The organism is Pirellulales bacterium, assembly GCA_019694435.1.
Taxonomy (GTDB): Bacteria; Planctomycetota; Planctomycetia; order Pirellulales; family JAEUIK01; genus JAIBBZ01.
On record JAIBBZ010000002.1, the window covers coordinates 192,306 to 215,323 of the forward strand.

General features: G+C 64.7%; 17 protein-coding genes and 5 tRNA genes. 8 read left to right on the forward strand and 14 right to left on the reverse strand.

What is annotated here, in order from left to right:
• Positions 1-60: 60 nt before the first annotated feature.
• From rpoB to K1X74_03035, 14 genes are all read right to left on the reverse strand, one after another.
• Positions 61-3,780 (reverse strand): DNA-directed RNA polymerase subunit beta, encoded by a 3,720-nt coding sequence (gene rpoB / locus K1X74_02970; protein ID MBX7165292.1) that lies wholly within the window; start codon positions 3,778-3,780, stop codon positions 61-63.
• A gap of 645 nt (positions 3,781-4,425) precedes the next feature.
• Positions 4,426-4,845: a 50S ribosomal protein L7/L12 gene (gene rplL, locus K1X74_02975; protein MBX7165293.1), complete on the reverse strand. Its 420-nt coding sequence runs from the start codon at positions 4,843-4,845 to the stop codon at positions 4,426-4,428.
• A gap of 187 nt (positions 4,846-5,032) precedes the next feature.
• Positions 5,033-5,605: a 50S ribosomal protein L10 gene (gene rplJ / locus K1X74_02980; GenBank protein MBX7165294.1), complete on the reverse strand. Its 573-nt coding sequence runs from the start codon at positions 5,603-5,605 to the stop codon at positions 5,033-5,035.
• A 55-nt stretch (positions 5,606-5,660) separates the two neighbouring features.
• Positions 5,661-6,341 carry a 50S ribosomal protein L1 gene (gene rplA, locus K1X74_02985; protein MBX7165295.1) on the reverse strand — a complete coding sequence of 227 codons (681 nt, stop codon included), beginning with the start codon at positions 6,339-6,341 and terminating at the stop codon, positions 5,661-5,663.
• Positions 6,342-6,405: 64 nt separating this feature from the next.
• Entirely contained in the window at positions 6,406-6,831 is a 426-nt protein-coding gene (gene rplK / locus K1X74_02990; GenBank protein ID MBX7165296.1) for a 50S ribosomal protein L11, read from the reverse strand.
• Between the two features lie 89 nt (positions 6,832-6,920).
• Positions 6,921-7,472: a transcription termination/antitermination protein NusG gene (gene nusG / locus K1X74_02995; GenBank protein MBX7165297.1), complete on the reverse strand. Its 552-nt coding sequence runs from the start codon at positions 7,470-7,472 to the stop codon at positions 6,921-6,923.
• 349 nt (positions 7,473-7,821) lie between these two features.
• A complete protein-coding gene (gene secE / locus K1X74_03000; GenBank protein MBX7165298.1) occupies positions 7,822-8,259 on the reverse strand; it encodes a preprotein translocase subunit SecE in 438 nt (145 codons plus the stop codon).
• Between the two features lie 363 nt (positions 8,260-8,622).
• Positions 8,623-8,698 (reverse strand) — tRNA-Trp (locus tag K1X74_03005).
• A gap of 237 nt (positions 8,699-8,935) precedes the next feature.
• Complete coding sequence (tuf, locus tag K1X74_03010; GenBank protein MBX7165299.1) at positions 8,936-10,135, reverse strand: elongation factor Tu; 1,200 nt, start codon at positions 10,133-10,135, stop codon at positions 8,936-8,938.
• 142 nt (positions 10,136-10,277) lie between these two features.
• Positions 10,278-10,350: transfer RNA gene (locus K1X74_03015), tRNA-Thr, on the reverse strand.
• Between the two features lie 183 nt (positions 10,351-10,533).
• Positions 10,534-10,604 (reverse strand) — tRNA-Gly (locus K1X74_03020).
• 500 nt (positions 10,605-11,104) lie between these two features.
• Positions 11,105-11,186, reverse strand: a tRNA-Tyr gene (locus K1X74_03025).
• A 118-nt stretch (positions 11,187-11,304) separates the two neighbouring features.
• Positions 11,305-11,377, reverse strand: a tRNA-Thr gene (locus K1X74_03030).
• A gap of 299 nt (positions 11,378-11,676) precedes the next feature.
• The gene (locus tag K1X74_03035; protein ID MBX7165300.1) at positions 11,677-13,350 is read right to left on the reverse strand and encodes a sigma-70 family RNA polymerase sigma factor; all 1,674 of its coding nucleotides are present in this window, start codon (positions 13,348-13,350) and stop codon (positions 11,677-11,679) included.
• A gap of 516 nt (positions 13,351-13,866) precedes the next feature.
• Between K1X74_03035 and K1X74_03040 the strand changes: the two genes are divergently transcribed.
• The 8 genes from K1X74_03040 (at position 13,867) to K1X74_03075 (ending at position 23,018) form a co-directional block, all read left to right on the forward strand.
• Entirely contained in the window at positions 13,867-15,243 is a 1,377-nt protein-coding gene (locus tag K1X74_03040) for a hypothetical protein (GenBank protein ID MBX7165301.1), read from the forward strand.
• A gap of 53 nt (positions 15,244-15,296) precedes the next feature.
• Positions 15,297-16,061 (forward strand): DUF3891 family protein, encoded by a 765-nt coding sequence (locus K1X74_03045; protein ID MBX7165302.1) that lies wholly within the window; start codon positions 15,297-15,299, stop codon positions 16,059-16,061.
• Between the two features lie 179 nt (positions 16,062-16,240).
• The gene (locus K1X74_03050; GenBank protein ID MBX7165303.1) at positions 16,241-17,047 is read left to right on the forward strand and encodes a hypothetical protein; all 807 of its coding nucleotides are present in this window, start codon (positions 16,241-16,243) and stop codon (positions 17,045-17,047) included.
• Between the two features lie 112 nt (positions 17,048-17,159).
• Entirely contained in the window at positions 17,160-17,417 is a 258-nt protein-coding gene (gene rpmA / locus K1X74_03055; GenBank protein ID MBX7165304.1) for a 50S ribosomal protein L27, read from the forward strand.
• Positions 17,418-17,574: 157 nt separating this feature from the next.
• Positions 17,575-18,666, forward strand: a complete 1,092-nt coding sequence (gene obgE / locus K1X74_03060; protein ID MBX7165305.1) for a GTPase ObgE — start codon at positions 17,575-17,577, stop codon at positions 18,664-18,666.
• The gene (locus K1X74_03065; protein ID MBX7165306.1) at positions 18,663-19,472 is read left to right on the forward strand and encodes a type III pantothenate kinase; all 810 of its coding nucleotides are present in this window, start codon (positions 18,663-18,665) and stop codon (positions 19,470-19,472) included. The genes obgE and K1X74_03065 overlap by 4 nt, the downstream gene beginning before the upstream one ends.
• Before the next feature lie 4 nt (positions 19,473-19,476).
• Complete coding sequence (locus tag K1X74_03070) at positions 19,477-20,637, forward strand: 50S ribosome-binding GTPase (GenBank protein ID MBX7165307.1); 1,161 nt, start codon at positions 19,477-19,479, stop codon at positions 20,635-20,637.
• A 197-nt stretch (positions 20,638-20,834) separates the two neighbouring features.
• Positions 20,835-23,018, forward strand: a complete 2,184-nt coding sequence (locus K1X74_03075; GenBank protein ID MBX7165308.1) for a hypothetical protein — start codon at positions 20,835-20,837, stop codon at positions 23,016-23,018.

Sequence of the window (23,018 nt, forward strand, 5' to 3'; positions counted from 1 at the left end):
GCATGAGTAAGTGTGCAGGGCGTACGGCAGGCTGCGGAGGACGGCAACCGAACGGCGGCGCTAGATGTGCCGCTTCTCCAGTTGCATGTTCAAGGCCAGCCCGCGGATCTCGTTGGTCAACACGTCGAAGCTGGCGGGCGTTCCGGCTTCGAGGGTGTTTTCGCCCTTGACCATCGACTCGTAAATCTTGGTGCGGCCTTCGACGTCGTCGCTCTTGACGGTGAGCAGTTCCTGGAGGATGTACGCGGCGCCGTAGGCCTCGAGCGCCCAGACTTCCATTTCCCCGAACCGCTGGCCGCCGAACCGCGCCTTGCCGCCGAGGGGTTGCTGCGTGATCAACGAGTAGGGGCCCGTCGAACGCGCGTGCACCTTGTCGTCGACCAGGTGGTGCAGCTTGAGCATGTAGATGAAGCCGACCGTGGTTTCCTGCTCGAGCGGGTCGCCGGTGCGGCCGTCGTACAACTGGGCCTTGCCGTGGCGCGGCAGCCCGGCCGCTTCGAGGCAATTGCGGATTTCGTCTTCCGAGGCCCCGTCGAACACCGGGGTGATGGCCTGGAAGCCCAACAGCGCGCCGGCCCAGCCCAGGTGGGTTTCGAGAATCTGGCCCACGTTCATACGGCTGGGCACGCCCAACGGGTTGAGCAGGATTTGCACCGGCGTGCCATCGGCCAGGAACGGCATGTCCTCGACCGGCAGGATCTTGGCCACGACACCCTTGTTTCCGTGGCGGCCGGCCATTTTGTCGCCGACCGAGATCACGCGCTTCGTGGCGATGTAGACCTTGACCATCTGCAACACGCCGCTGCGCAGCTCGTCGCCGCGCTTCATCGAGTTGAGCCGCCGATCGCGCTCGTCGATGGCCACTTCGATGGCTGGCCAGCTGGTCTTGTAGATCCGTTCGATGTCGGCCTTGCGCTGCGGCGAGCGGACGTCGAACTGCTCGATGCGGAAGTTCTGTGCCTGCTCGACCACGAATTTCGGATCCTGGTCGACCAGCCGGTTGCCTTCATCGTCCTTGATCTGCTTTTCCAGCACGGCTTCGATCTGCTCGACCATCACCTTGAACAGCCCGGCGACCTGCTGGTTACCTTCGTGCTCGATGTCCTTGAGCTCCTTCTCGAACTTGCGGCGTTCGTCTTCCGAGAGGCTCATCCGCCGCGAGAATTTCTGCGTGTGAATCACGATCCCTTCGATGCCCGAGGGCACTTCGAGCGAGTCGTTCTTCACGTCTTCGCCGGCGCGGCCGAAGATTGCGTGCAGCAGCTTTTCTTCCGGCGTGAGCTCGGTCTTCGACTTGGGCGAGACCTTGCCGACGAGGATGTCGCCGGGCCGGACGTAGGTGCCGATCCGCACGATGCCGCCTTCGTCGAGATTGCGCAGGGCACGCTCGCTGACGTTGGGGATGTCGCGCGTGAACTCCTCGCGGCCGAGCTTCGTCTCGCGAATCTCGATGTCGAACTCCTCGATGTGGATCGAGGTGTAGGTGTCGTTCTGCACCAGCTCTTCGCTGATGATGATCGCGTCCTCGAAGTTGAAGCCGTCCCAGGCCATGAAGCCCACGAGCACGTTGCGGCCCAGGGCCAGCTCGCCCAGGAAGGTCGCGGCACCGTCTGCCAGCACGTCGCCCTTTTCGACCTTCTGACCGACCTTGACGATCGGCTTCTGGTTCTGACAGGTCCGCTCGTTGAGGCCGACGAACTTGCGGAGCTTGAACACTTCTTCTCCGCTCGAAGTGCTCAACACGATCCGCTCGGCGTCGACGTGGGTGATCGTGCCCTTGCGCGGGGCACGGACTAACATGCCCGAATTTCGGGCCACGTCGCGTTCCATGCCGGTCGCCACCAGCGGCGGTTCGGCCACCAGCAGCGGCACGGCCTGCCGCTGCATGTTCGAGCCCATGAGCGCGCGGTTGGCGTCGTCATGTTCCAGGAACGGAATCAGGCCCGCCGAGACGCCCACCATCTGGCTAGGCGAGACGTCCATGTACTCGATGTCTTCGACCGGCACCAACTGGAAGTCGGCACGGTACCGAGCCACGATCGTATCGCCTTGCAGGCGGTCGTGTTCGACCACCGCGTCGGCCGGCGCGACGTAAGCCTCGCTCTCCTGGTCGGCCCGCAGCCACACGACTTCGCTGGTGACCTTGCCCTTGTTGACCTTGATGTACGGCGTGACCAGGAAGCCGTATTCATCGACCCCGGCGTAGATCGCCAGGCTTGAGATCAGGCCGATGTTCGTACCTTCCGGCGTCTCGATCGGGCAGATCCGGCCGTAGTGCGAGATATGCACGTCGCGCACCTCGAAGCCGGCACGCTTGCGGTTCAAGCCGCCGGGGCCGAGGGCCGAGAGCCGCCGTTCGTGCGTGAGCATCGACAACGGATTGGTCTGGTCGACCACTTGCGAGAGCTCGCCGCGGCCAAAGAAATACTCGATCGCGGCCGAGACGCTCTTGACGTTGATCAGGCTCCGCGGCGTCATGTCGGTGACGTCCTTCAAGCTCATTCGCTCCTGCACGGTGCGGCGCAGCTTGAGGAAGCCCTTGCGCAATTCGTCGGCGGCCAGTTCGTCGATCGTTCGCAGACGGCGGTTGCCCAGGTGGTCGATGTCGTCGACCTCGAACGCCTCGTCCTTGGCCCGCAGCCCCAATAGGTACTTGATTGCCGCGATCAGGTCCTCGGCTCGCAGCGTCATCACGTCTTCGCTGATGTTCAGGCCCAGCTTGCGGTTGATCCGGAAGCGGCCCACGCGGCCCAGGCGATAGCGGTTCGTGTCGAAGAATTTCTCGAAGAACAGGGCCCGCGCCTTGTCCAGGTTGGGCGGGTTGCCGGGACGCAGCCGTTGATAGATCTTCAGCAGCGCCTCTTCGTGGCTGGCCGTGTTGTCTTCTTCCAGGCTGGCCAGGATCAATGGGTCCTTGATCTCGCTCGACACCTCGACGCTCGTCAGGCCCGAGGTGCAGATCAGCTCGGCGGCGTTCTTGGTGATCTTGTTGCCGGCCTCGACGATAATCTCGCCGGCGTTCTGGCTCGATGCGGGGTAGACCACGTCGTCGACGGCATACTTGCCTTCGATCTTCGACACGCTGCGGCCATCGACGATCTTTTCGGTCGTCGAGTTGAAGAAGGCCCGCAACAGGTCGGCGTTGTGGCTGAGCTTCGGGTCCATCGCCCGCAGCAGCGTCATGGCCGAGAACTTGCCGCTCTGGTCGATGCGCACGCTGAGGGTGTCGCGCTTGGTAACGTTCAGTTCGATCCAGCTGCCGCGCTCGGGAATGATGCGGCAGCTATGCATCTTCTGCTCGCCGCCTTCGGTCTCGCTGACGAAGTCGACGCCCGGGCTGCGGTGCAACTGGCTGACGACGACGCGTTCGGCGCCGTTGATGATGAACTCACCACCGCCGAGCATGATCGGCATGTCGCCCAGGTAGACCGCTTCGTCGTGCGGCTGGTCTTTGGTGAGCCGCAACATGATCTTGAACGGCCGGCCGTAGGTGAGCCGCAACTGCCGGCATTCGTCCGGCTCGTAGCGCGGCTTGCCCAGCTCGTAGCCGAGGTATTCCAGCCGCAGCGTCTTGTCGTAGCTCTCGATCGGGAAGATTTCTTTGAGGACCGATTCGATCCCCTGGTCCTTGCGCTTCTCGAGCGGCACGTCCAGTTGGAGAAACGCCTCGTAGCTCCGAGTTTGGATCTCGGTCAGGTCCGCGATGGCGTGCGCATCGGGGCGGCGGCCAAAACGGCGAACTTCCTTCGGGCGGACGCGGCGTTCAGCAGGGCAAGGCATAGCGCAAGTGCTCCTGGTACCAGGGCGAATTCAGTTGCGGGCAAATTCAGTTGCAGGCGGGTTCAAGGGTCCAACGCGACCAGCCGCGGCGTCGCGCTGACGACGCGACGGCGGCCCGATCGGCAGCGGGCGCGGCCCCTCGCCAGCGAGGAGCCGGGTTCATGCTCAACCAAGCACGGAACAGGACGGCGTCGGGCCGGCGGGCGACCGGAGATGCAGCTTCCACGGCGCAAGGCCGACGGGCATCGCGACGGGCGGATGCAAGGGGCGAGAAGCGCGCAGCGCGACACGCGGAGGACAACACACGTGCGTGTCGACCCAAGTTCAAGCTCAATCTCTGTCTCCCCCCTTGCGAGCCAGGGCCAATCGACCCGGACGCGCGCCTCGACCGTGAGGTGTTTGGGGTGCCAAGTTGACGAACCACGAAGCCAGTCGTTCCGAGCGGCTGCCTTGCCCACTTTCCGGGCGCCCGCCGTCAGGAGGCCGCCTGCCGTCAGCAGGCGCACACCGTCGGGCGGACGCGTCTCGAACTCTGCTGTAGGCCGGTTGCCCTTTTTCAACTATCTGCCGCAGGTCAAGTGCACCCGGCGACGGTGGAAAACGGGCGGCCATCCCCGGTTCGAGACGGTCGCGAGCAAACAACGGCTATTTCAGCGAGACAGTTGCACCGGCCTCGGTGAGTTCCTTCTTGATCTTCTCGGCGTCTTCCTTCGAGACACCTTCCTTGACCTTGCTGGGGGCACCTTCGACCAGATCCTTGGCTTCCTTCAAGCCCAGGCCGGTGATGGCGCGGACGACCTTGATCACGCCCAGCTTGTTGGCGCCGAAGTTCTCGAGCACGACGTCGAACTCGGTCTTCTCGGCAGCCGGGGCAGCACCGCCGCCGGCGCCGCCATCGCTGGGGGCCATCATCATGACGCCGCCGCCAGCGGCCGCCTTGATGCCATGGACCTCGTCGAGGTAGTCGCTCAGTTCTTTTGCCTGCTTGAGCGTCAGGCCGACGATCTGTTCGCCGAGCGTCTTGATGTCGCTGTTGAATTCGCGGGTTGCGGTGTCGGTGGCCATCGGATCCAAACTGTCCTTTCTCGAAGGGTGCTCAGGGCAGGCTTGCCACCGACGACTCCGCGAGTCGTGGCGGCTCCCGCCGTTGGGGTCAGGGGTTTATCGGGCTCGCAGCCGGGCGTTGGCCGGCCATCGTTGATTCAGGGGGGCTCGTTCTCAGGACGGTGCTGACTCAGGACACGGTTCTGGCTCAGGACTCTGCGGCCGGCGCTGCTTCCTCGGCGGCCGGGGCATCGCCACCGGCGTCGTCGCCCTCGGCGCGGCTCTTGATCTGGCTGGCCAAGGCGCCGCCTGGGCCGGACAGTTGCGCGGCGAGCGTCGATCCTGGGCCGAGAATCTGTCCGACCAGGATGCACAGCTGTTCGTGGCGCGAAGGCCATTTGCTGACCTTCTCGACGTCGCCGGCCGCCAGGCGGGAGCCATCCATCACGCCGCCGCGGGCCTCGAACGGGGCGTTGGCCTTGTCGCCGGCGGCACGGGCGATTTCCTTGCACAGCGAGACGATGTCTTCCGAACCCCAGGCAATGGCCGTCGAGCCGGCCGCGCCTTCGAACGCCGGCGCCAGCACGGTGCCTTCGGTCGCCAGCCGGGCCAGGCTGTTCTTCACCACCAAGACGTTGATTTTCTTGTCACGCAGCTCTTTGCGGAGGCGGTAATTGTTGTTGGCCGTCATGCCCGCCAGGCTGACCAGCACCAGGTCATTCACGCCATCAAGACGCTGCTTGAGGTCGTTGACGATCAGTTCTTTGACATGTCGGCTCATAACGCGACTCGATTCGCGGCCCGAAGGCCAGTGGGATAAATACGGTTAATCTTGCTTAGGCGGCAACCGTCAGCCCGGGGCTCATCGTGGCGCTGATCGTGATGCTCTTCACGTAGTGCCCCTTGGCGGCGGCCGGACGGATATGGTTGATGTGGTTGATGAACGCTTCGATGTTCTCGGTGAGCTTCGCGACGTCGAAGCTCAGTTTGCCGACCACGGCATGCACCACGCCGCCGGCGTCGTTGCGGAACTCCACCTTACCGGCCTTGTATTCCTTGATTGTCTTGGCCACGTCGGGCGTCACCGTGCCGGCACGCGGCGAGGGCATCAGCCCGCGCGGACCCAGCACTTTTCCCAACGGACCAACCAGGCCCATCATGTCGGGCGTGGCGATGCAGACGTCGAACTCGGTCCAGCCGTCCTTGATCTTCTTGGCCAAATCTTCGGCGCCGACCTCATTGGCGCCGGCCGCCTTGGCTTGCTCGGCCAGGTCGCCCTTGGCGAACACGACGACGCGGAGCGACTTGCCGATGCCGTTGGGCAACACGATCGAGCCGCGGACGAGCTGATCGGCCTGCTTGGCATCGACGCCCAGCCGCATCGCGATCTCGACTGACTGATCGAACTTCGTGGTATTGAATTGCTTGAGGATCGCGACCGCCTCACCCAGGGCATAGGCCTTCTTGGGATCGAACTTGGCGGACATGGCCCGGTAGCGCTTGGTTTGCTTCGGCATGATGATTCGTGGCGGTTGTGGGATGCTCGACTGTGGGATGCTCGACGGGGAATTCGTGGACGGCTTACTTCTCGACGACCAAGCCCATGCTGCGGGCCGTACCTTCGATCATCCGCTTGGCGTGCTCGAGGTCGCGAGCGTTCAAATCGGCGGACTTCTGCTTGCAGATGTCCTCGATTTGCGCCTGCGTGACCTTGCCAACTTTTTCCTTGTTGGGAACACCGGAACCCTTGGCCAGACCGGCGGCCTGCTTCAACAGGGCCGCGGCCGGCGGGCTCTTGCAGACGAAATCGAAGCTGCGGTCGTTGTAGACGTTCACGACGACCGGGATGGGCATGCCGCGGGCCTCTTTCGTGCGATCGTTGAACTGCTGCACGAACTGGCCGAGGTTGATGCCGTGTCGGCCCAACGACGTACCGACGGGGGGCGCCGGCGTGGCCGTGCCGCCGGGGCATTGAAATTTGACCGTTGCTACGAGTTGCTTCGCCATGGGGCCGCCGTTGCGGGACTAGTGTTTCAGTTGTTCGGTAAAGGTGTGCCTGGCGAGGCCGCCGGCCGGGGACGCTTCCAGCGCCTCGACTACAGCGCCTCGACTTGCCAATATTCGAGCTCGACGGGCGTCGAGCGCCCGAAGATGTTGATCATCACCGTCACGCGGCCGTTCGACTGGTCGATCGTTTCGACGTCGCCTTCGAAGTTCTCGAAGGTGCCTTCGTTGATCTTGACCCGGTCGCCCGTCTTGAAGTTGATCTTCAGCCGCGGCTGTTCTTCCGTCTTTTCCTCGGCCTTGGCGACGATCTTGGCGACCTCGCTCGTCGGCATCGGCGTCGGTTTGCCGCCCGAGCCGGTGAAGTCGCCGATGCCCGGCACCTCACGGACCAGGAACCAGGTTTCTTCGGTCAACGCCATGTTGACGACGATGTAGCCCGGGTAGAGCTTGCGTCGCACCACGCGGCGTTTGCCGTTTTTCAGCTCGGTGACCTTCTCCGAGGGGACAATAATGTCCCCGAAGTAAGCGTCGAGCCCGGCGATCGAGACCTTGCGCTGCAGGGCGTCGCGGATCGAATCCTCGCGATTGCTCTGCACCTTGAGGATGTACCAGTTCTTCTCCAGGCTGTCGGCCGGAGGCATCGACGAATCGACGCTCTCTTCCAGGGGGCGGACATCGTCGCGCTCGTCTTCGTAGGCGCCTTGCGGCCGGCTGACCCAGCTGCTTTCGTCGTCGCCCGGTTCTGGTGCGGCTTCGGGCGGATTGGTTGCAGCGTCGTGCGTCGACGACGATTCCGCAGCCGACGCATCACCCGCCGAGCCCGACGACCCCGCTGGTTCGGCGTGCGCGAACCCCGAGCCATCGGCCCCGGGGCCATCGCCTGGCGGTACTGCCAACGAGTTGTCCTGCTCGTCGATCACGGACCCGTTTTCCTTCGTCCTCGGCCCTGGCTGGGGTCACCGTGTTTCGGTGCCTGCCGCCGGGCAACTACTAACCCATTACTCCGAGCGCATGCAAAAACGCTCTCCACACCGTGTCGTACAGGAACAGCAAGAGCGACATCGCGACGATCGTGAAGATCACGACCAGCGCGCTGCGGAACATGCCGCCCCGGGTTGGCCAGGTGACCTTGCTCAACTCGGCTTCCACGGCGATGAGGAAGTCGGCGAACTGCGGCACGTTGACCAGGCGATAACACAGCCAGCCGGCAGCCAGCAACACGGCGAACGGCAAGCCGAAACGCCACATGGCGGGCCACGAGACCAGATAGTTGCTTAGTGAGTAGCATCCCAAACATACGCCCGCCGCCAGACCGCCAAAAGTGGCCTGACGTACCAGTTTGCCTTGCGATCGCTTGTACAGTCCCGACTGGAAGATTTCGCGCGTGAACATCCCCCAGGTCGACGTCTTTTCTTGCGCCATACCCATCTCTCAGGACCCCTTCTGTTTGGGCCATCCCGACCTCTCAGGGCCTCTGCGCGCCTCGACCCGCCGCTTCGTGCGACGCTCCTGCCGGGCGGCGATTGTGTCCTTGTTGTCCGGCGGTTGCCGGCGACTGGTTCGTGCCTCGCTGTACTCTGCTGCCTGCTGACGCTTTCCTGCTTGCTGCCCGTCACCGCGGTGTTGCGGACCGAATTGTTCCCGACTGCCCTGACTACTCCCGACGGTGCTGCCCTTTGCCGGGCTGCCCTTTGCCTCGCACTACGGTTTACCGATTTACCGGCGGCTTCATCCCGGGCCGGGCCTGACGCCGGGCCTCCATTCCATTCGTTGTATGGCCCACTCGTTGTATGGCAGGGGCGGCGGGACTCGAACTCGCAACCGCTGGTTTTGGAGACCAGTGCTCTACCAATTGAGCTACACCCCTAACGAACTCCTCCCGGGCTACAGGCACCGTGCTCCGCGGGTCGCTTGCCCCGCGACGCCCCGCAATCGTTATTTGGCCGGATCACCCGGTTTGGCGAGGCCTAGAGACGCAGTCGGTCGCGCGGGCTGCGTGTACTGAGCCCGGCGACCGTCCGTGCGCCCGAGTCCTCCTTGGCAGACGGTCCCCGGCGAGCCGTGGCCGCCGGAGTCGTCGCCTGAACTAATCTTGTTGCTACGCTTAGGCCAGGATCTTCGTGACCACGCCCGAGCCGACCGTACGACCGCCTTCGCGAATGGCGAAGCGGACGCCGTCGTCCATGGCGATGGGCGAGATCAGCTCGACCTCAATCTTGACGTTGTCACCGGGCATGCACATTTCGGCGCCGCCCAGCAGCTTGGCGTTGCCGGTGACGTCGGTCGTGCGAAAGTAGAACTGCGGACGGTAGCCGCTGAAGAACGGCGTGTGGCGTCCACCTTCCTCCTTCGACAGGACGTAGACCTCGGCCTCGAACTTGGTGTGCGGCGTGATCGAACCGGGCTTGGCCAGCACCTGGCCGCGCTCGATGTCTTCGCGCTTCACGCCACGCAACAGGCAGCCGACGTTGTCGCCGGCTTGTCCCGAGTCGAGCGTCTTGTTGAACATTTCGACGCCGGTGCAGGTCGTCTTGGCCGACTTGTCGGTGAAGCCGATGATCTCGACTTCGTCGCCGACCTTGACGATCCCACGCTCGATACGACCGGTGGCCACGGTACCGCGGCCTTCGATCGAGAACACGTCTTCGACCGCCATCAGGAACGGCTTGTCAATGTCGCGCACCGGCTCGGGAATGTACGAGTCGACCGCGGCCAGCAGATCCGCGATGCACTTGGTTTTTTCCGGGTCCTTCGGGTTGTCGTAGGCCGCCTTGGCCGAGCCGCGAACGATCGGAATCTCGTCACCCGGGAAGCCGAAGTGGGTCAGCAGCTCGCGCAGCTCCAATTCGACGAGCTCGAGCAGCTCTTCGTCGTCCACCAGGTCGACCTTGTTCAGGAACACCACCAACGCCGGCACACCGACCTGCCGGGCCAGCAGGATGTGCTCGCGGGTCTGGGGCATCGGGCCGTCAGCGGCCGACACGACCAGGATGGCGCCGTCCATCTGGGCGGCACCGGTGATCATGTTCTTGATGAAGTCGGCGTGGCCCGGGCAGTCGATGTGGGCATAGTGCCGGTTCTCGGTCTCGTATTCGACGTGGCTGACGGCGATGGTGACCGTCTTCGTTTCGTCGCGCACCGTACCGCCCTTGGCGATATCGGCATACGACTTGAAATTGGCCAGACCCTTGGCCGATTGCACGGCCAGCAGGGCGCCGGTGGTCGTCGTCTTACCGTGGTCGATGTGGCCGATCGTGCCCACGTTGACGTGCGGCTTCTTACGCTCGAAGACTGCCTTCGCCATTTCTCGAAATTCTCCGTAGTCGTTGCGTTTAGTGGTGTTTTGGAATCAGTTTGCTGCGATGAATGAACGCGTGTGTGCGAGGACGCGATCGTCGGCGGGAGTGATCAGTTGCGATGCGTCCTGGAAAACCTGTCGCGGGAAAAGCTGCTGACGGGACTTGAACCCGTGACCTCGTCCTTACCAAGGACGCGCTCTACCAACTGAGCTACAGCAGCCGGTGGATGGTGCGAGGGGTCACAGGCGTTGCCGCCTCCGGTTCGTTCCGCTGCGTTGTCAATTGCTTGCCCGGTTCGCTTGATTCAGTGCTCGTCGCCGTCTTGTGGGTTTGTTCGTGCGCGGTGTCTTTCGTGCGCCGCTTGCGGTTTGGTCGTCGTGTGGATTCTGTTGTGCCTGTTCCAAGCGGGTGAAGGGAATCGAACCCTCGTCTTTAGCTTGGAAGGCTATTGCTCTACCATTGAGCTACACCCGCGTTGCGCAGTCCTCGTTCCGCCATCGGCCGTTCTGCGCAGGGTGCGCCATCCTGCGCTGGCAGGCCATTCTGCGCCGGCAGGATTCTGCGCGGGCAGGATGGTTTGCCGCCGGCAACCCGGCGTGTCCGCTCCCTGGGCGGGCGCGTCACGATTGCCGAATCGTGTCATCGCCGACGTGTCATCGCCGAATCGTGTCTCTGTCTTTGGCCCCCTCCGGGCTCATTGCCTCCTAGGTCGAGGTGCCTCCAAGGCTGATTCCGCCGCTCCAGGCGAAATCGTGATTGTGCACTTTTGTTCGCCGTTCGACAACGGGCTCCCTCAGAATTCGCCGGACGCGCGAATCGGCACGCGGCGCAGGGCCTTCCGGCAAGTCTCGGCGAGCAAGGCAGGGTGCTGCAGGCTCGTGCTTCGGTCGGTGTGCTTACTCGGGATACGCTGCCCCGAATTTATGCCGTTGCGGCTCAAATTCGAGATGGCCATGGGCCCGAGAAACCGGGATTGGGGGGTACAGGATTCGAACCTGTGAAGGCATAGCCATCAGATTTACAGTCTGACCCCTTTGACCGCTCGGGAAACCCCCCGGAGATCGGCACCGGCCGAGGCTGTGTTCGTGTGTTTCGGGCTCCTCTGCGCGGTCCGCTGCTACTGGCGGTCCCGCACTCTGTGGCGTAACTGGGCTCGATCCGCAGGTGCATCACGAGCTAGCGGAGGGACTTGAACCCACAACCTGCTGATTACAAATCAGCTGCTCTGCCAGTTGAGCTACGCTAGCCAGCTGCGCGAACCGTCGAAAATTCAAAGAGTATATCTACGTTGCCTTTCTGTTCAATGGGGATGCGGTCAAGAACCGGGCCTCCTAGATTGCCTGGCTCGCCCCACATGACGAGCCCTGCGAAGACTTGCCGGCTGTAGCGGTTCGAGGCGGCGCCCCACCCCGAGGGAGCAGCTCGCAAGCCTCAAAGTCCGCGACCCACGTCCCCCGTCTCCCTAAAAGAGACGAGGCGTGGGTCGGTGGGGTTCAGGGTGCAGCGACTGGTTCGGAGTGCCGGCGGCGAGCTCGCGTGGAGCCGATCAGTCGGGCACTTCGATCTTTTCTTCGACGGCCGCCTGCCGCAGCTTGCTCAGGGCACGGGCCTCGATCTGCCGCACGCGCTCTTTCGTGACCCCCATTTCGGCGCCGACTTCCTTGAGCGTCAACGGTTCGCTGCGGTGGTCGAGGCCGAAGCGACTGATGATGATCTTGGCTTCGCGCTCGTCGAGCCGCTCGAGAATCCGCCCAACCTGCGCTTCGCGCTGCGATTGGGCCGATTCCTGTTCGATTTCGTCGCTGCGGTCGTCCGGCGTCGCCGTGAACATCTCGTCCAAGCTGGTCCGGAAGCGATCGCGCTGCTTGTGCTCGTCGGGAATCGTGCGGGCAAAGTTCTTCATGATGGCCCACGTGGCATACGTGCTGAACTTGTTCCCGCGGGCATAGTCGAATTTCTCGACCGCGCGGATCAGCGACATGTTGCCGTCGCTGACCAGCTCGAAGAAGTTGTCGCTCTGGCCAACGTGTCGCTTGGCGATCGACACCACCAGCCGCAGGTTCGCCCGGGTGACCTGGTTCTTGACCGCCACGGCCTCTTCGTAGAGCCGTTCGATCTCGTCCATGACCACACTGCGGGCACGCGTCGGATCGAGCGCGTCGCGCAGTTTACGGGCGCGGTATTTAAGGTAGTTCATCTTGCGGAACAAGTAGGCCTCTTGCTCGCGCGTCAAGAGCGGCACCTCGTACAGGCTCGCCAGGTAAGGCGGCAAGCCTGCCGGCGGGCGAACGCGGCGCGAACCGCCCTCGGGACCCGACGGCATCGACGCGCCGAGAATGGCCTTTTCCGCTTGCGGCGTGCGGAACAACGGGTTGTCGATGTAATCCATCGGCAGCGCCAGCAGCCGCCGCGCCCGCATCTCGTTGATCACGCGGTAGATGCTGGTCTTGTTGCGGCAGAACTGGCGGGCGAGCACGTCGACCGAATCGCCGCGGCGATATTGCTGGTAGATCCGGGCCTTGGCCGAATCGTTCAGCGGTCCGGTGGTTTCCGGGAAGACGGCCGTCGCGGGGTGTTGCTCGTCGTAGTTCTTGATCGTGTAGCGGATCGTCTCGACGCTACGGCCCAGCCGCTCGGCGACGCGGCGCGCGACTTCGGCCGGGCAAGCGCCGGCCTGCGCCAGCCGCCGGGCCCGATCGATGATCGTGTCGCGCTCTTCCTCGGAGAGCTGGCTGAAGCGGGCGCCGCGCTGCACGCGTTCGGCATTCTTGTCGACGAATTGCTTCACCGAGCTTTGCAGGAAGCCGACACGCTTACGGCCGCCGTCGAACATGAACCGCCGGCTGACAAGGCCTTGCTGCCGCCAGCGCGAAACGGTCTTCGTCGAGACGTTGAACAGCTTGCTCAACTCTTCGACCGTCAGCACCTTTTCGCCGACGGCGTCGGCGCGCAACTCGGCCGCGTCCGACAAGTCCTCGATCAACAGCAACAAGTCGTGCCGCGCCTCGTCGCCGGTAATCCGCAGATGCGGATACGACTCGGGCCGAAAGCCGGTGATCTTGTGGCAGATGTCGCCGTAACTGTAGTCGGCGCGGGGATTGATCTCGGTCAGCAACCGCTCGGCGCGGTTGACCTGTTCGATCTTTTTTTCGCGGGGCGCAAAACGAACTTGTTGGTCGCGAAATTCGCGGAGACCCGGGTTGCGATAATCAGCGTGCATGTTGGTTACCTCTTCCGGCGGTACCAGGCGACGGTTCCTCGCGTCCTTACGCGGCGCCCAGACGGTCATCCGTTTCGCAGGCAAGGATCGTGCCAGCCGTTTTGGGCACGATCCGCCTCCGGCGGCCGTCGCGCACTCGGGCCCCGTGGCCCGAGGCAATCTGACGCAGCTTTTGTTGCCGCCGGCAGACAAAAACCACGACACGCTTACTACGTAACCAAGTGTCTCCTTGCTCGCTGGAAGTTCGCTCGATTTTGACGATTTTTTCGGTCTCGGCTCGCAGCCTGGAAACCGTCTGAATGCATCATCGTAAATGTAGGCTATTTCGGCATTTACTGCCAATGAATTACGCTTAGCTAGCGACTTATTTGGGCGCCAAACAGACCGCATCAATGGGGTCTGCCCGGAATGGGGGGGAGGTGTACCCGCAGAATCGGCTCAACCGTCGCGACCCTCCGGGTCGATCCAAGACCTGATTCGCCGCATTGCGGCGCAGGTCAGCCCCGGAGTTGGACGATGCCTCGATCCACGATTGCGATTGCCTTGATTCTTCTGGCGACTGCTGGGTTTGCAGGCATCGGCGTGGCCGCCGACCCGGCGACCCTCTATGACCTGCGCAGCGGTTACTCCCCTGGCGACGCCCAGAAGGTCGAACTGCTGCTCGAGGCCAAAGGCGACCTGCTCTTGCGCGAAGACCATGCGATCAAGAAGCACACGCTGGCCGTTGGCGGCCGGATGGCCTACGAGGAACGCCTGATCGATTTGGGCGACGACACCCTCGCCGGTCGCAAGGGGCTGCGCAATTACTCGCAGGCCCAAGCGACGATCGAAATCGACGGCCACCGCATGCAGCCCGAATTGACCGGTGAACGCCGTCTGATCGGCGTCGAGCGCCAGTTGGACGGGACGTTGTTCTACTGCCCGACGACACTTTTGACCCGTGACGATCTCGACCTGCTCGAAGTGCCGGGCAACAGCCTGATGGTCGAGGGTTTGCTGCCCAACGGCAAGGTGGCCATCGGCGACTCCTGGCCGGTGACCGAGCAGGTCCTGGCCGCGCTGCTCGATCTGGACGCAGTCAGTACCCACGAGGTCAAAGGCACCCTCAGCAAAGTCGAAGGCACCAAGGCCAAGGTCGACATCGCCGGCACGGTGAGCGGCGCGGTGGCCGGAGTGGCCACGGAAGTCGAAGTGAAGGCCAAGGCGGTATTCGATCTCGAATCGGCGCGGTTGACCTGGGTGGCCTTGCTGACCAAGGAAAAACGCTCGATCGGCCACGTCGGCCCAGGCCTGGAACTCACGGCACGGTTGCAGATGAAAGTCGTGCCGGCGGAGCAGCCGGAACTGCTGGCCGACGAGGTGTTGGAGCAACTGCCCGAGGCGCCGGCGCCGGAGTTGCTGCAACTCGAATTCCGCTCGGACAGCGGCTACGCATTCGCCTACGATCGGCGCTGGCACGTGATCAGCCAGTCGCCCGAGTCGGCCATCTTCCGGCTCGTGGACCGGGGTGACATGGTGGCGCAAGCCAATGTTTCGCTGGTTACGGCCACGGCCGATCGTCCCACGTCACTCGAGTCGTTCCGGGCCCAGGTCGAGCAGTCGCTCGGCAAGTCGATCGAGCAGATCGTCGAGGCGTCCGAAGGGAAAACCAGTTCGGAATTGACGATCAACAAAGTCGTGGCCCAAGGCAAAGTCGACGGTTTGGCCGTCGAATGGCACTACTACCTGGTGACCGGTCCCAACGGTCGCCAGGTGGTGTTCGCCTTTACGATGGAGGCCGACGCCGTAGCTCGACTGGGCGAACTCGACGCCCAGATGGCGAGCAGTATCGAGTTCGCCAAGCAGGGCGAGCCGACGGCCGCCGACCCGAGCAACGCCAAGGCGCGCGGCTAGCGGCGCGTGCGGTCGTGCGGGGGTGGCTACAATGCGGGCGAGGAGATGTCCGCATGATTCGCCGAGAAGTCCCCGACGCCGAAGACGGTCCGAGTTGGCTGCTGCTTTCCCAGGTCGATCACGCGGCCCTGGCGGCCGACCTGGCCGAATCGTGGCTGGGCGGCGGCGTGCAGCCTTTGGCACCGCGCGATGCCGTGCTCTACGCGGTCGATCATCATGACGACGGCTGGATCGAGTGGGAACAGCAGCCGCAGGTCGATCCCGACTCGGGCAAGCCGGTCGACTTTCTCGAGATGCCCGAGGCCCAGTATCTCGAAATCTGGAGCCGTTCCGTCGAGCTGGCTGCCCAGCACGGGCCCTTGCCCGCCTGGCTCGTCGCAGGGCATTTTTCGTTGCTGGCCGAGATGGGCGCGACACAGCGCAGCGAAGCGACGCTCAGCACGGCCTGGCGCTCGGAGCTGGAATCGAGGCGCCACGCCTGGCTCGACGAATGGGTCCGCGCCGAGACCGGTGCCACGCCGGCCATCGCCGCGCGAGGGCTCGCTCAACTGCGAATGTTCGACTTTTTGAGCCTGTGGTTCTGCTGCGCGCCGCGTCACGAACCGCTGAGCTTCCCCACGCCCGATGGACCCGTCATCGAGTGGAACCCGCTCGCCGCGGGGTTGGTGACGGTATCCCCCTGGCCGTTCGACGTGCCGGAAATTGACCTGGCGATCAGCGGCCGGCAGGTGCCGCAGCGTCATTACCGCGATGCGGCCGACCTGGCCCGGGCCGATTCGCGCCGGCAATGGCTGTCCTGGGAATTGAGGCCGGCCTGACAAATCGGATTCGACCGTCTGTGCGGATCGTAGGAAGCCCGGCCGGGCCGATTCGCAGGTGGGTTCGTTGTCTACGGTCCTTGGGGCACGTATCCTGAAAAAAGGCCGCCGCGAACCGCCGGCTGCCAAGTTTTGGGCCAAGGCCGCTTTGCGGCGCGTGCCCGCTCCGAGTGATCCCGATGAGCCGAACCCACGCGCCCCGCTGCCTGCCCCTCGTAGCCTTTGGGCTGGCCCTCTTGGCGGCTTTGCCGAGCGACACCGCCGGTGCGGCCGACGTCGACGCGGCGGCCGAGGGCTATCGCAAACTCGCCCCGGGGGTGCTGACCACCATTGCCCCGCAGCGGCAGCACGAAGAGACGTTCAGCCGTCACGACGTGGTCGAGCTGCTGAAGGTCAACCCCGACTACAAGTGGGCCAAGGACGTACGTTTCGAACATCAGATCGGCGACCTGGAGTTCAGCTTCAAGCCAGTGCGGTTTGTCGAAGTGGATCTACCTCGCCGCGACGGCACCCAGACCACCAAGCTGGTTTGGTACCTGGTTTACCGGGTGCGCAACTTGAACCCGCAGCCGGTCCGCTTCGTGCCGCGGTTCGTATTGGAAAGCGTCGATCAGAAGAAGCAGTACGCCGATCGCGTCATTCCGGCTGCGCTGGAAGTGATCCGTCGCCGCGAAGACCCGCGCCGGCCGTTGCTCGATTCGACCCGTATCATCGGCGAGATTTCGCCGAGCACGGATCAAGAGGACCACAGCGTCTGGGGCGTGGCCACCTGGTCCGACGTCGATCCGCGGACCGATCAGTTCCGGGTTTACGTTGCAGGGCTGAGCACCGCCTACCGCTGGGAGGATACGGACCAGGGACGCACCTTCACCCACAAGACGCTGCAGCTCAATTTCTGGCGTCCGAGCGACGAGTTGCACGAACACGAGGCCGAGATTCGCCTTGGTCTGCCTGGCGACGTTGACTACCGCTGGGTCTACCGGTAAAAAATGGGGCTCAGCCGATCTTCACCCGGGCTGCCGGGGGGCGGCCGTTTGGTTCCGTCTGGCCGTCCGTTACCCCCCCAGGCCGTGTTTCTTACAGACCGAGGCTCCCGCGATGGCACATAAGAAGGGTCAAGGCTCCAGCCGCAACGGACGTGATTCGAACGGCCAGCGCCGGGGCGTCAAGCGTTACGGCGGCGAGCGGGTTTCGTCGGGACATATCCTCATCCGCCAGGTGGGAAACAAGTTCCATCCGGGCCGCGGCGTCGGCCAGGGTTCGGACTTTACGCTGTATGCGTTGGTCGATGGCGTGGTGGAGTTCGATCGCGGCGGTCGCCGCGTGAACATCGTTTCCGAGGAATCGGCGAACTAGCTTCGCCGGCTGCCGCGGCCGCATTGCCTGCCGTACCGGACGCGTCATTGCCTGCCGTGCCGGGAGCGTCGCCGTCGGACTGGCGGCCCGGTATTCTTTTAGATGTCCTCGTGCGATCCGCGCGGGGTCCGCAGTTCTCCGGGCGATGGTGGCGGCGATGTTTGTTGACCGTGTGAAAATCTTTGCCCAGGGTGGTCGCGGCGGAAACGGCTGCCTGAGCTTTCGTCGCGAGAAATACATTCCGCGCGGCGGACCGAACGGCGGCGACGGCGGCGACGGCGGCAGTGTTATCTTGCAAGCCGTCGAAGGCGTCGACAGTCTCAATGCCCTCTCGCAGCGGCGCCACTGGAATGCCACCGACGGCCAAAGCGGCCAGGGCGACAACTGTCACGGCCGCTACGGCCAGGACCTCACGATCCAAGTGCCCCCCGGCACCGTGGTGCGCGACGCCGATTCGCAACTGCTCATCAAAGACCTGCTACGGCCCGGCGAAACCGTCGTGATTGCCCGCGGCGGCCGTGGCGGCAAAGGCAACACGCATTTCAAGTCGGCCACGAACCGCGCCCCGCGACAAACGACGCCGGGCGAAGAAGGTGAGACGCGCACGCTCGTGCTCGAGCTGAAGGTGATCGCCGACGTCGGTTTGATCGGCAAGCCGAACGCCGGCAAGAGCACGCTCCTGAGCCGGCTGTCGCGGGCCCGGCCCGAAATCGCGGCCTATCCGTTCACGACCAAGTATCCGAACCTGGGCATCGTGCAGCTCGACGCCGACCGTTCGTGCGTCCTGGCCGACATTCCCGGGCTGATCGAAGGGGCCCATGCCGGCGTGGGATTGGGCCATGAATTCTTGCGCCACGTGGAACGGGCCGGCATCCTGGTGCACCTGGTCGAGCCGCTGCCGGCCGATGAAACCGATCCGTTGGAAAACTACCGCACGGTTCGCGCGGAACTCGAGCTTTACGACTCCCGGCTGAGTCGGCGGCCGGAGATTCTGGTGGTTACCAAGTGCGAACTGCCCGGCGCCGAGCAATTGCACCAGCAATTGGCCGAGTTGACCGGGCGCGAGGTGTTGTTGCTGTCGGCCGTCACCGGCACAGGGCTCGATCGGCTACGCCAGGAGATTGCTCGGCAACTCGACGTCGAGCGCGCCGCTGACAGCGAGCCGCCCGAACCCGCGCACGACGCCGGCGGCCCGCCTGGTGCGGGTGCGTCGCTCGCTCCCCCGCCACCCACGGAAACCATCGTGTGAGCGCCCAGCAGACTGTGCCCAAGGAGTCTGTGCCGCTGGTGGCCGTCGACGTCGGCAACAGCCGGATGAAGTTCGGTATTTTCGAGGCGTGTACCCCTGCGGCGGGCCGTCTGCCCGAGCCCGTGCGGACGCTCGAAGTGGCGTCGCTCGACGAGCCGCTCGAAGGGCTCGCGTCGTGGTTGGCGCCGTACGATCCGCAACAGTTGTCGTGGTGGATCGCCACGGTCAACCTGATCGCTTCGACGCGGTTGATCGCCTGGCTTCGCGATCACGACGCGTCGGGCCAACTGACGATGCTCGCCGCCGGAGATCTCGATCTGCCGGTACGGCTTGATCGACCCGACATGGTGGGCATCGATCGCCTGTTGGCCAGCGTCGCCGCGCGGCAACTGACCGAACGGCGCCGCCCGGCCGTGGTCGTGAGCCTGGGCTCGGCGATCACCGTCAACATGGTTTCTGCCGATGGTGCGTTTTGCGGCGGCGCGATTCTGCCGGGCATCGGCATGTCGGCCCGGGCGCTGCACGAATTCACCGACCTGCTCCCCAAGCTCGACATGCAAGAACTGAAAGACGCGCCCAGCGCCCTCGGCCAGACCACGGTCGATGCCATGCGATCGGGTCTCTACTGGGGCGCAATCGGGGCGGTCAAGGAACTGGTCAACCAATTAGCGGCCGGCGCGGGCCAGGCCCCGCTCGTCGTGCTCACCGGAGGAGCGGCGCCGTCGGTTGCCTCGCAAATCGCGGCCGATGCCGTCCACGCACCCAACCTGGTGCTCTCGGGCATCGCCTTGACCGCAGGGCGCTAGGCCCATGCTCGCCGCCGGCGAATCGCAGGAGACGGTCGCGGCGCTGCTCACCCCCGCTGCACGCGGAGCCCTGGCGACGGTCGCCATCGCGGGTCCTGCTGCGGTGCGCCTGGTCAGAGGCCAGACGCGGACGATGGGCGGCGCCCCTTGCCCGACGCTCGAATTGGGCCGGATTTTCTACGTCCGCTGGACGCTTGCAGCGCCGCACGTGCCGGGTGCGCTCGCAGAGGAAGTCGTCGTCAGCCAGATTAGCCGAGACCGGGTCGAGGTCCATTGCCACGGCGGGCCCGTCGTCGCCCGGGCCATCTTGCAGTCGCTGGTCGAAGGCGGCGCGCGAGCGATCGACTGGCAGGCTTGGGTCGCTCGCGATGCGCGGGATCGCATCGCCGCCGAGGCGCTTTTGGCGTTGGCCGCATGTCGTACCGCGCGCACGGCAGCTATTCTGCTCGATCAATACCACGGTGCGCTTGCCCGAGAAATCGAACAGGTTGTTGCCGCGATCGAGGGTGGAGATTGCCGCGCGGCACAAGCGCAAGTCGCAGAGTTGCTGGCGCGGGCGGCATTCGGCAGGCGGTTGGTCGACGGTTGGCGCGTCGTCCTGGCCGGCCCGCCCAACGCTGGCAAGAGCAGCTTGCTCAACGCGTTGGTCGGGTTCGATCGGGCGATCGTCTTTGACCAGCCCGGCACCACGCGCGATGCGGTCACTGCGCACATCGCCTGGGACGGCTGGCCGATCGAGCTGGTCGACACGGCTGGCCTGCGCTCGACGTCCGACCCGATCGAGGCCGCGGGTGTGGCCCGTGCCGCGGACGAATTGGCGCGTGCCGACCTGGTCGTCTGGCTTTGGGACAGCACCGCTGGGTCGCCGCCGCCCGCTCCGGCGGTTTCGGTCCCCCTGCTCACCGTTGCCAACAAGATCGATCTCTTGTCCGGCAATCAAATCGTGCCCGCTGGCACTTTGGCAGTCAGCGCGCAAACGGGCCAGGGGCTCGATCGTCTGGGCCGCGCCCTGGTCGAACGGCTGGTCGGCGCGTCGCCCTACGAGCGAGCGGGGATTCCATTTACCGAGCGCCAGCAGGCAGGGCTGCAAGCGGCGCTCGACCGGCTGGCCGAGAATCAGCCGCAGGCCGCACGCCTGGACTTGCGCGATGTGGTTGGTTGCTAGCAGTTCCAGCCGGCCACGCGCGAACGATCTCGTCTGGACGCGCGCACTTGAACGTGCCTAAACTACGCCGCTTTTCCGAAATGACTGCGCGGTATGCGGCCGGGCCCATGGATGGTGCACCCGCCTATCGTCTCACTTGAGATATCGACCGGGACGCGCGCGAGCTGCGTCCCCCGCTCGTTCAGGAGGAACTTGCGATGCGCGGCGTTGCCCTCAGCCAATCTGGCCTCTTCGCGTCGCGCTTGCTCTGGCTGTTGCTGGCGCTGTCGTTGGTGTTGTTCTCGCCGCGTTGGGCCGGCGGCCAAACGCCCGCCGAGGATGATGCGGCGGTCGCCGAAGATGATGCGAGCGATCCCCTCGATGCGCCGCTGCTGGGCGACGACGAACTGCTCGAAGAACCGCCGGCCGATGCCGAGGAGCCAACGGCCGACGACGAACCGACTTTGGCCGATCCCGAGCCGACATCTGCCGACGCCGAAGCCGAACCGGAAATGGCCGATGAAACGCCGGCCGACGAAGAAGGCCTGGCGGAAGACGCTGCCAGCGATGCCCTGCCCGACGACGCGCCGCCGGCGCTTGGCAGCCCCTTGCCGGCGCGCGGTGCCAAGACTTCTCGCTCGGGCGAGTCGGCCGACGACGCCTCCGGCGACGAAGCGGATCCGATGCAATCCGGCAGCTCGGAGGCGGTCGAGCGCGTCCAGGTCGAGGTGGCCGAATTCAATGGGTTACGGCCGGGCGAGTCGTTCGTGGCCGACGTGGAGAAACTCTGGGGTCGTCCCAAGAATGTCGAGCGCCAAAGCGACGGCGAAGAGCAATGGAACTACGAAATCGAACCGTTCCCGAGCGTGGTCATCACGATCTTCGAGCGGCGGGTCGAAGCCATCGTCATCAACCTGGCAGAGCCCTTTCCGGCCGACGAAGTCGAGCGCCAGTTGGGGCTGACCGACGTCGTGCCCGCGCTGGTACGCGATGAATTGGGCGATCCGCTCGGCCAGGCCTATCCCGAGCGCGGCGTGCTGCTCAGCTTTGACGGCGACGCGGATACGCCTCGCGTGGTTCAGGTGATTCTCGAGCCGGTGGCTCCCGAACTGTTCGCGGCCCGGGCCGAGGATCGGCTCGAACTCGAACCGAGCGCGGCACTCGACGACCTCGACCAGGCCCTGAAGCTCGATCCGAGACAGGCCAAGGCGCTGCGGCTGCGAGCCCGGGTGCTGGCCGACGCCGGTCGTTGGACCGAGTGTCTCGAGGCCGCGCAAGCCGCGTCGCAACGCGAGCCTCAGGAACCTTTCGCGCATCTACTGCTGGGCCTGGCCCATGCCCACCTGGGCGACAATCCGACGGCCGTGAAGCAGACCAAGATCGCCGTCAAGCTCGCCGGTCAGGCGCCGGAGATACGAGCCCGGGCGTTTGCCCAGTTGGGCGACTTGCAGGCCGCGGCGACCGAGAAGAATTTTCAACAGGCGATCGACTACCATCTGCAAGCCATCAAGGCGGCCGAGCCGCTGTTGACGCATGAGCGCCAGGCGGCGCGCGACGAGGCGCTGCGGGCCTTGATCGACGGGCATCTGGGCGCCGCCTACGACGTGGCCTGGGGCAACTGGCAGCGCAAGTCCAATGTGGCCACGATGTGGCTCGATCGCGCGATGGCCTACGTCGAGGCCAGCGAACTAACCGAGGCCCAGGCACTCGAATTTCAACTCCACATCGCCCGCGCCGCACTGTCGGCCATCGTCGGGTTGCAGCAAGACGCACAGGTTGGCAATTGGACCAGCCAGGCCACGACGGCCGCCAAGCATCTGCTGGCCGGCTCGCGCGACCCGATCTTCAACCAGCGCGTGCAATGGCAGCTCGGGCGGGCGCTTTACGACAGTCTGCAAATTGCCCAGATGCGCGGCGAGCAGGAAGCCGCTCTGGAATTCGGCCAATTGGCCGTCAAACACATGGAAGCCGCGCTGGCCGACCGCGAGCCCGAGGCAACGCAGGATTACTTGCTGGGGCGGCTGTATTTTCGCCTCGGCTCGATCTATGCCGTACATGTCCAGGACCATCTCACGGCCGTCGAGTGGTACGACAAGGCCTTGCCGCGGTTGACGGGCACGCTTCCGCCCGGCGCAGCGGTCGATTTGGGCCGACACGGCGAGGCCATGGTCAGCATGGCCGTCTCGCTCTGGGAGGTCGGTCGGGCCGACGACGCGCTGAAGTACACCCTACAGGGCGCCGAACTGATGGAGCAGGCGGTCGGCTCGGGCGAGCTCAACGCGTCGGCGCTCGCAGTGCCCTATGGCAATCTGGCCAATATGCACACGCAGTTGGGCGATCGAGCCAACGCGCGCAAATATGAAAAGTTGGCCCGCGACCCGCGCCGCGCCGCGCGCGAGTGA

Bases quoted from the DNA above. Each gene is read 5' to 3' on its own strand.
- K1X74_03070 (MBX7165307.1), top strand. From the start codon at position 19,477: ATGCTCGCCGCCGGCGAATCGCAGGAGACGGTCGCGGCGCTGCTCACC.
- tuf (MBX7165299.1), bottom strand. From the start codon at position 10,135: ATGGCGAAGGCAGTCTTCGAGCGTAAGAAGCCGCACGTCAACGTGGGC.
- K1X74_03035 (MBX7165300.1), bottom strand. From the start codon at position 13,350: ATGCACGCTGATTATCGCAACCCGGGTCTCCGCGAATTTCGCGACCAA.
- K1X74_03050 (MBX7165303.1), top strand. From the start codon at position 16,241: ATGAGCCGAACCCACGCGCCCCGCTGCCTGCCCCTCGTAGCCTTTGGG.
- rplJ (MBX7165294.1), bottom strand. From the start codon at position 5,605: ATGAGCCGACATGTCAAAGAACTGATCGTCAACGACCTCAAGCAGCGT.
- rplL (MBX7165293.1), bottom strand. From the start codon at position 4,845: ATGGCCACCGACACCGCAACCCGCGAATTCAACAGCGACATCAAGACG.
- rplK (MBX7165296.1), bottom strand. From the start codon at position 6,831: ATGGCGAAGCAACTCGTAGCAACGGTCAAATTTCAATGCCCCGGCGGC.
- K1X74_03045 (MBX7165302.1), top strand. From the start codon at position 15,297: ATGATTCGCCGAGAAGTCCCCGACGCCGAAGACGGTCCGAGTTGGCTG.
- K1X74_03075 (MBX7165308.1), top strand. From the start codon at position 20,835: ATGCGCGGCGTTGCCCTCAGCCAATCTGGCCTCTTCGCGTCGCGCTTG.
- secE (MBX7165298.1), bottom strand. From the start codon at position 8,259: ATGGGTATGGCGCAAGAAAAGACGTCGACCTGGGGGATGTTCACGCGC.
- nusG (MBX7165297.1), bottom strand. From the start codon at position 7,472: ATGCCTCCGGCCGACAGCCTGGAGAAGAACTGGTACATCCTCAAGGTG.
- rpoB (MBX7165292.1), bottom strand. From the start codon at position 3,780: ATGCCTTGCCCTGCTGAACGCCGCGTCCGCCCGAAGGAAGTTCGCCGT.
- rplA (MBX7165295.1), bottom strand. From the start codon at position 6,341: ATGCCGAAGCAAACCAAGCGCTACCGGGCCATGTCCGCCAAGTTCGAT.
- obgE (MBX7165305.1), top strand. From the start codon at position 17,575: ATGTTTGTTGACCGTGTGAAAATCTTTGCCCAGGGTGGTCGCGGCGGA.
- rpmA (MBX7165304.1), top strand. From the start codon at position 17,160: ATGGCACATAAGAAGGGTCAAGGCTCCAGCCGCAACGGACGTGATTCG.
- K1X74_03040 (MBX7165301.1), top strand. From the start codon at position 13,867: ATGCCTCGATCCACGATTGCGATTGCCTTGATTCTTCTGGCGACTGCT.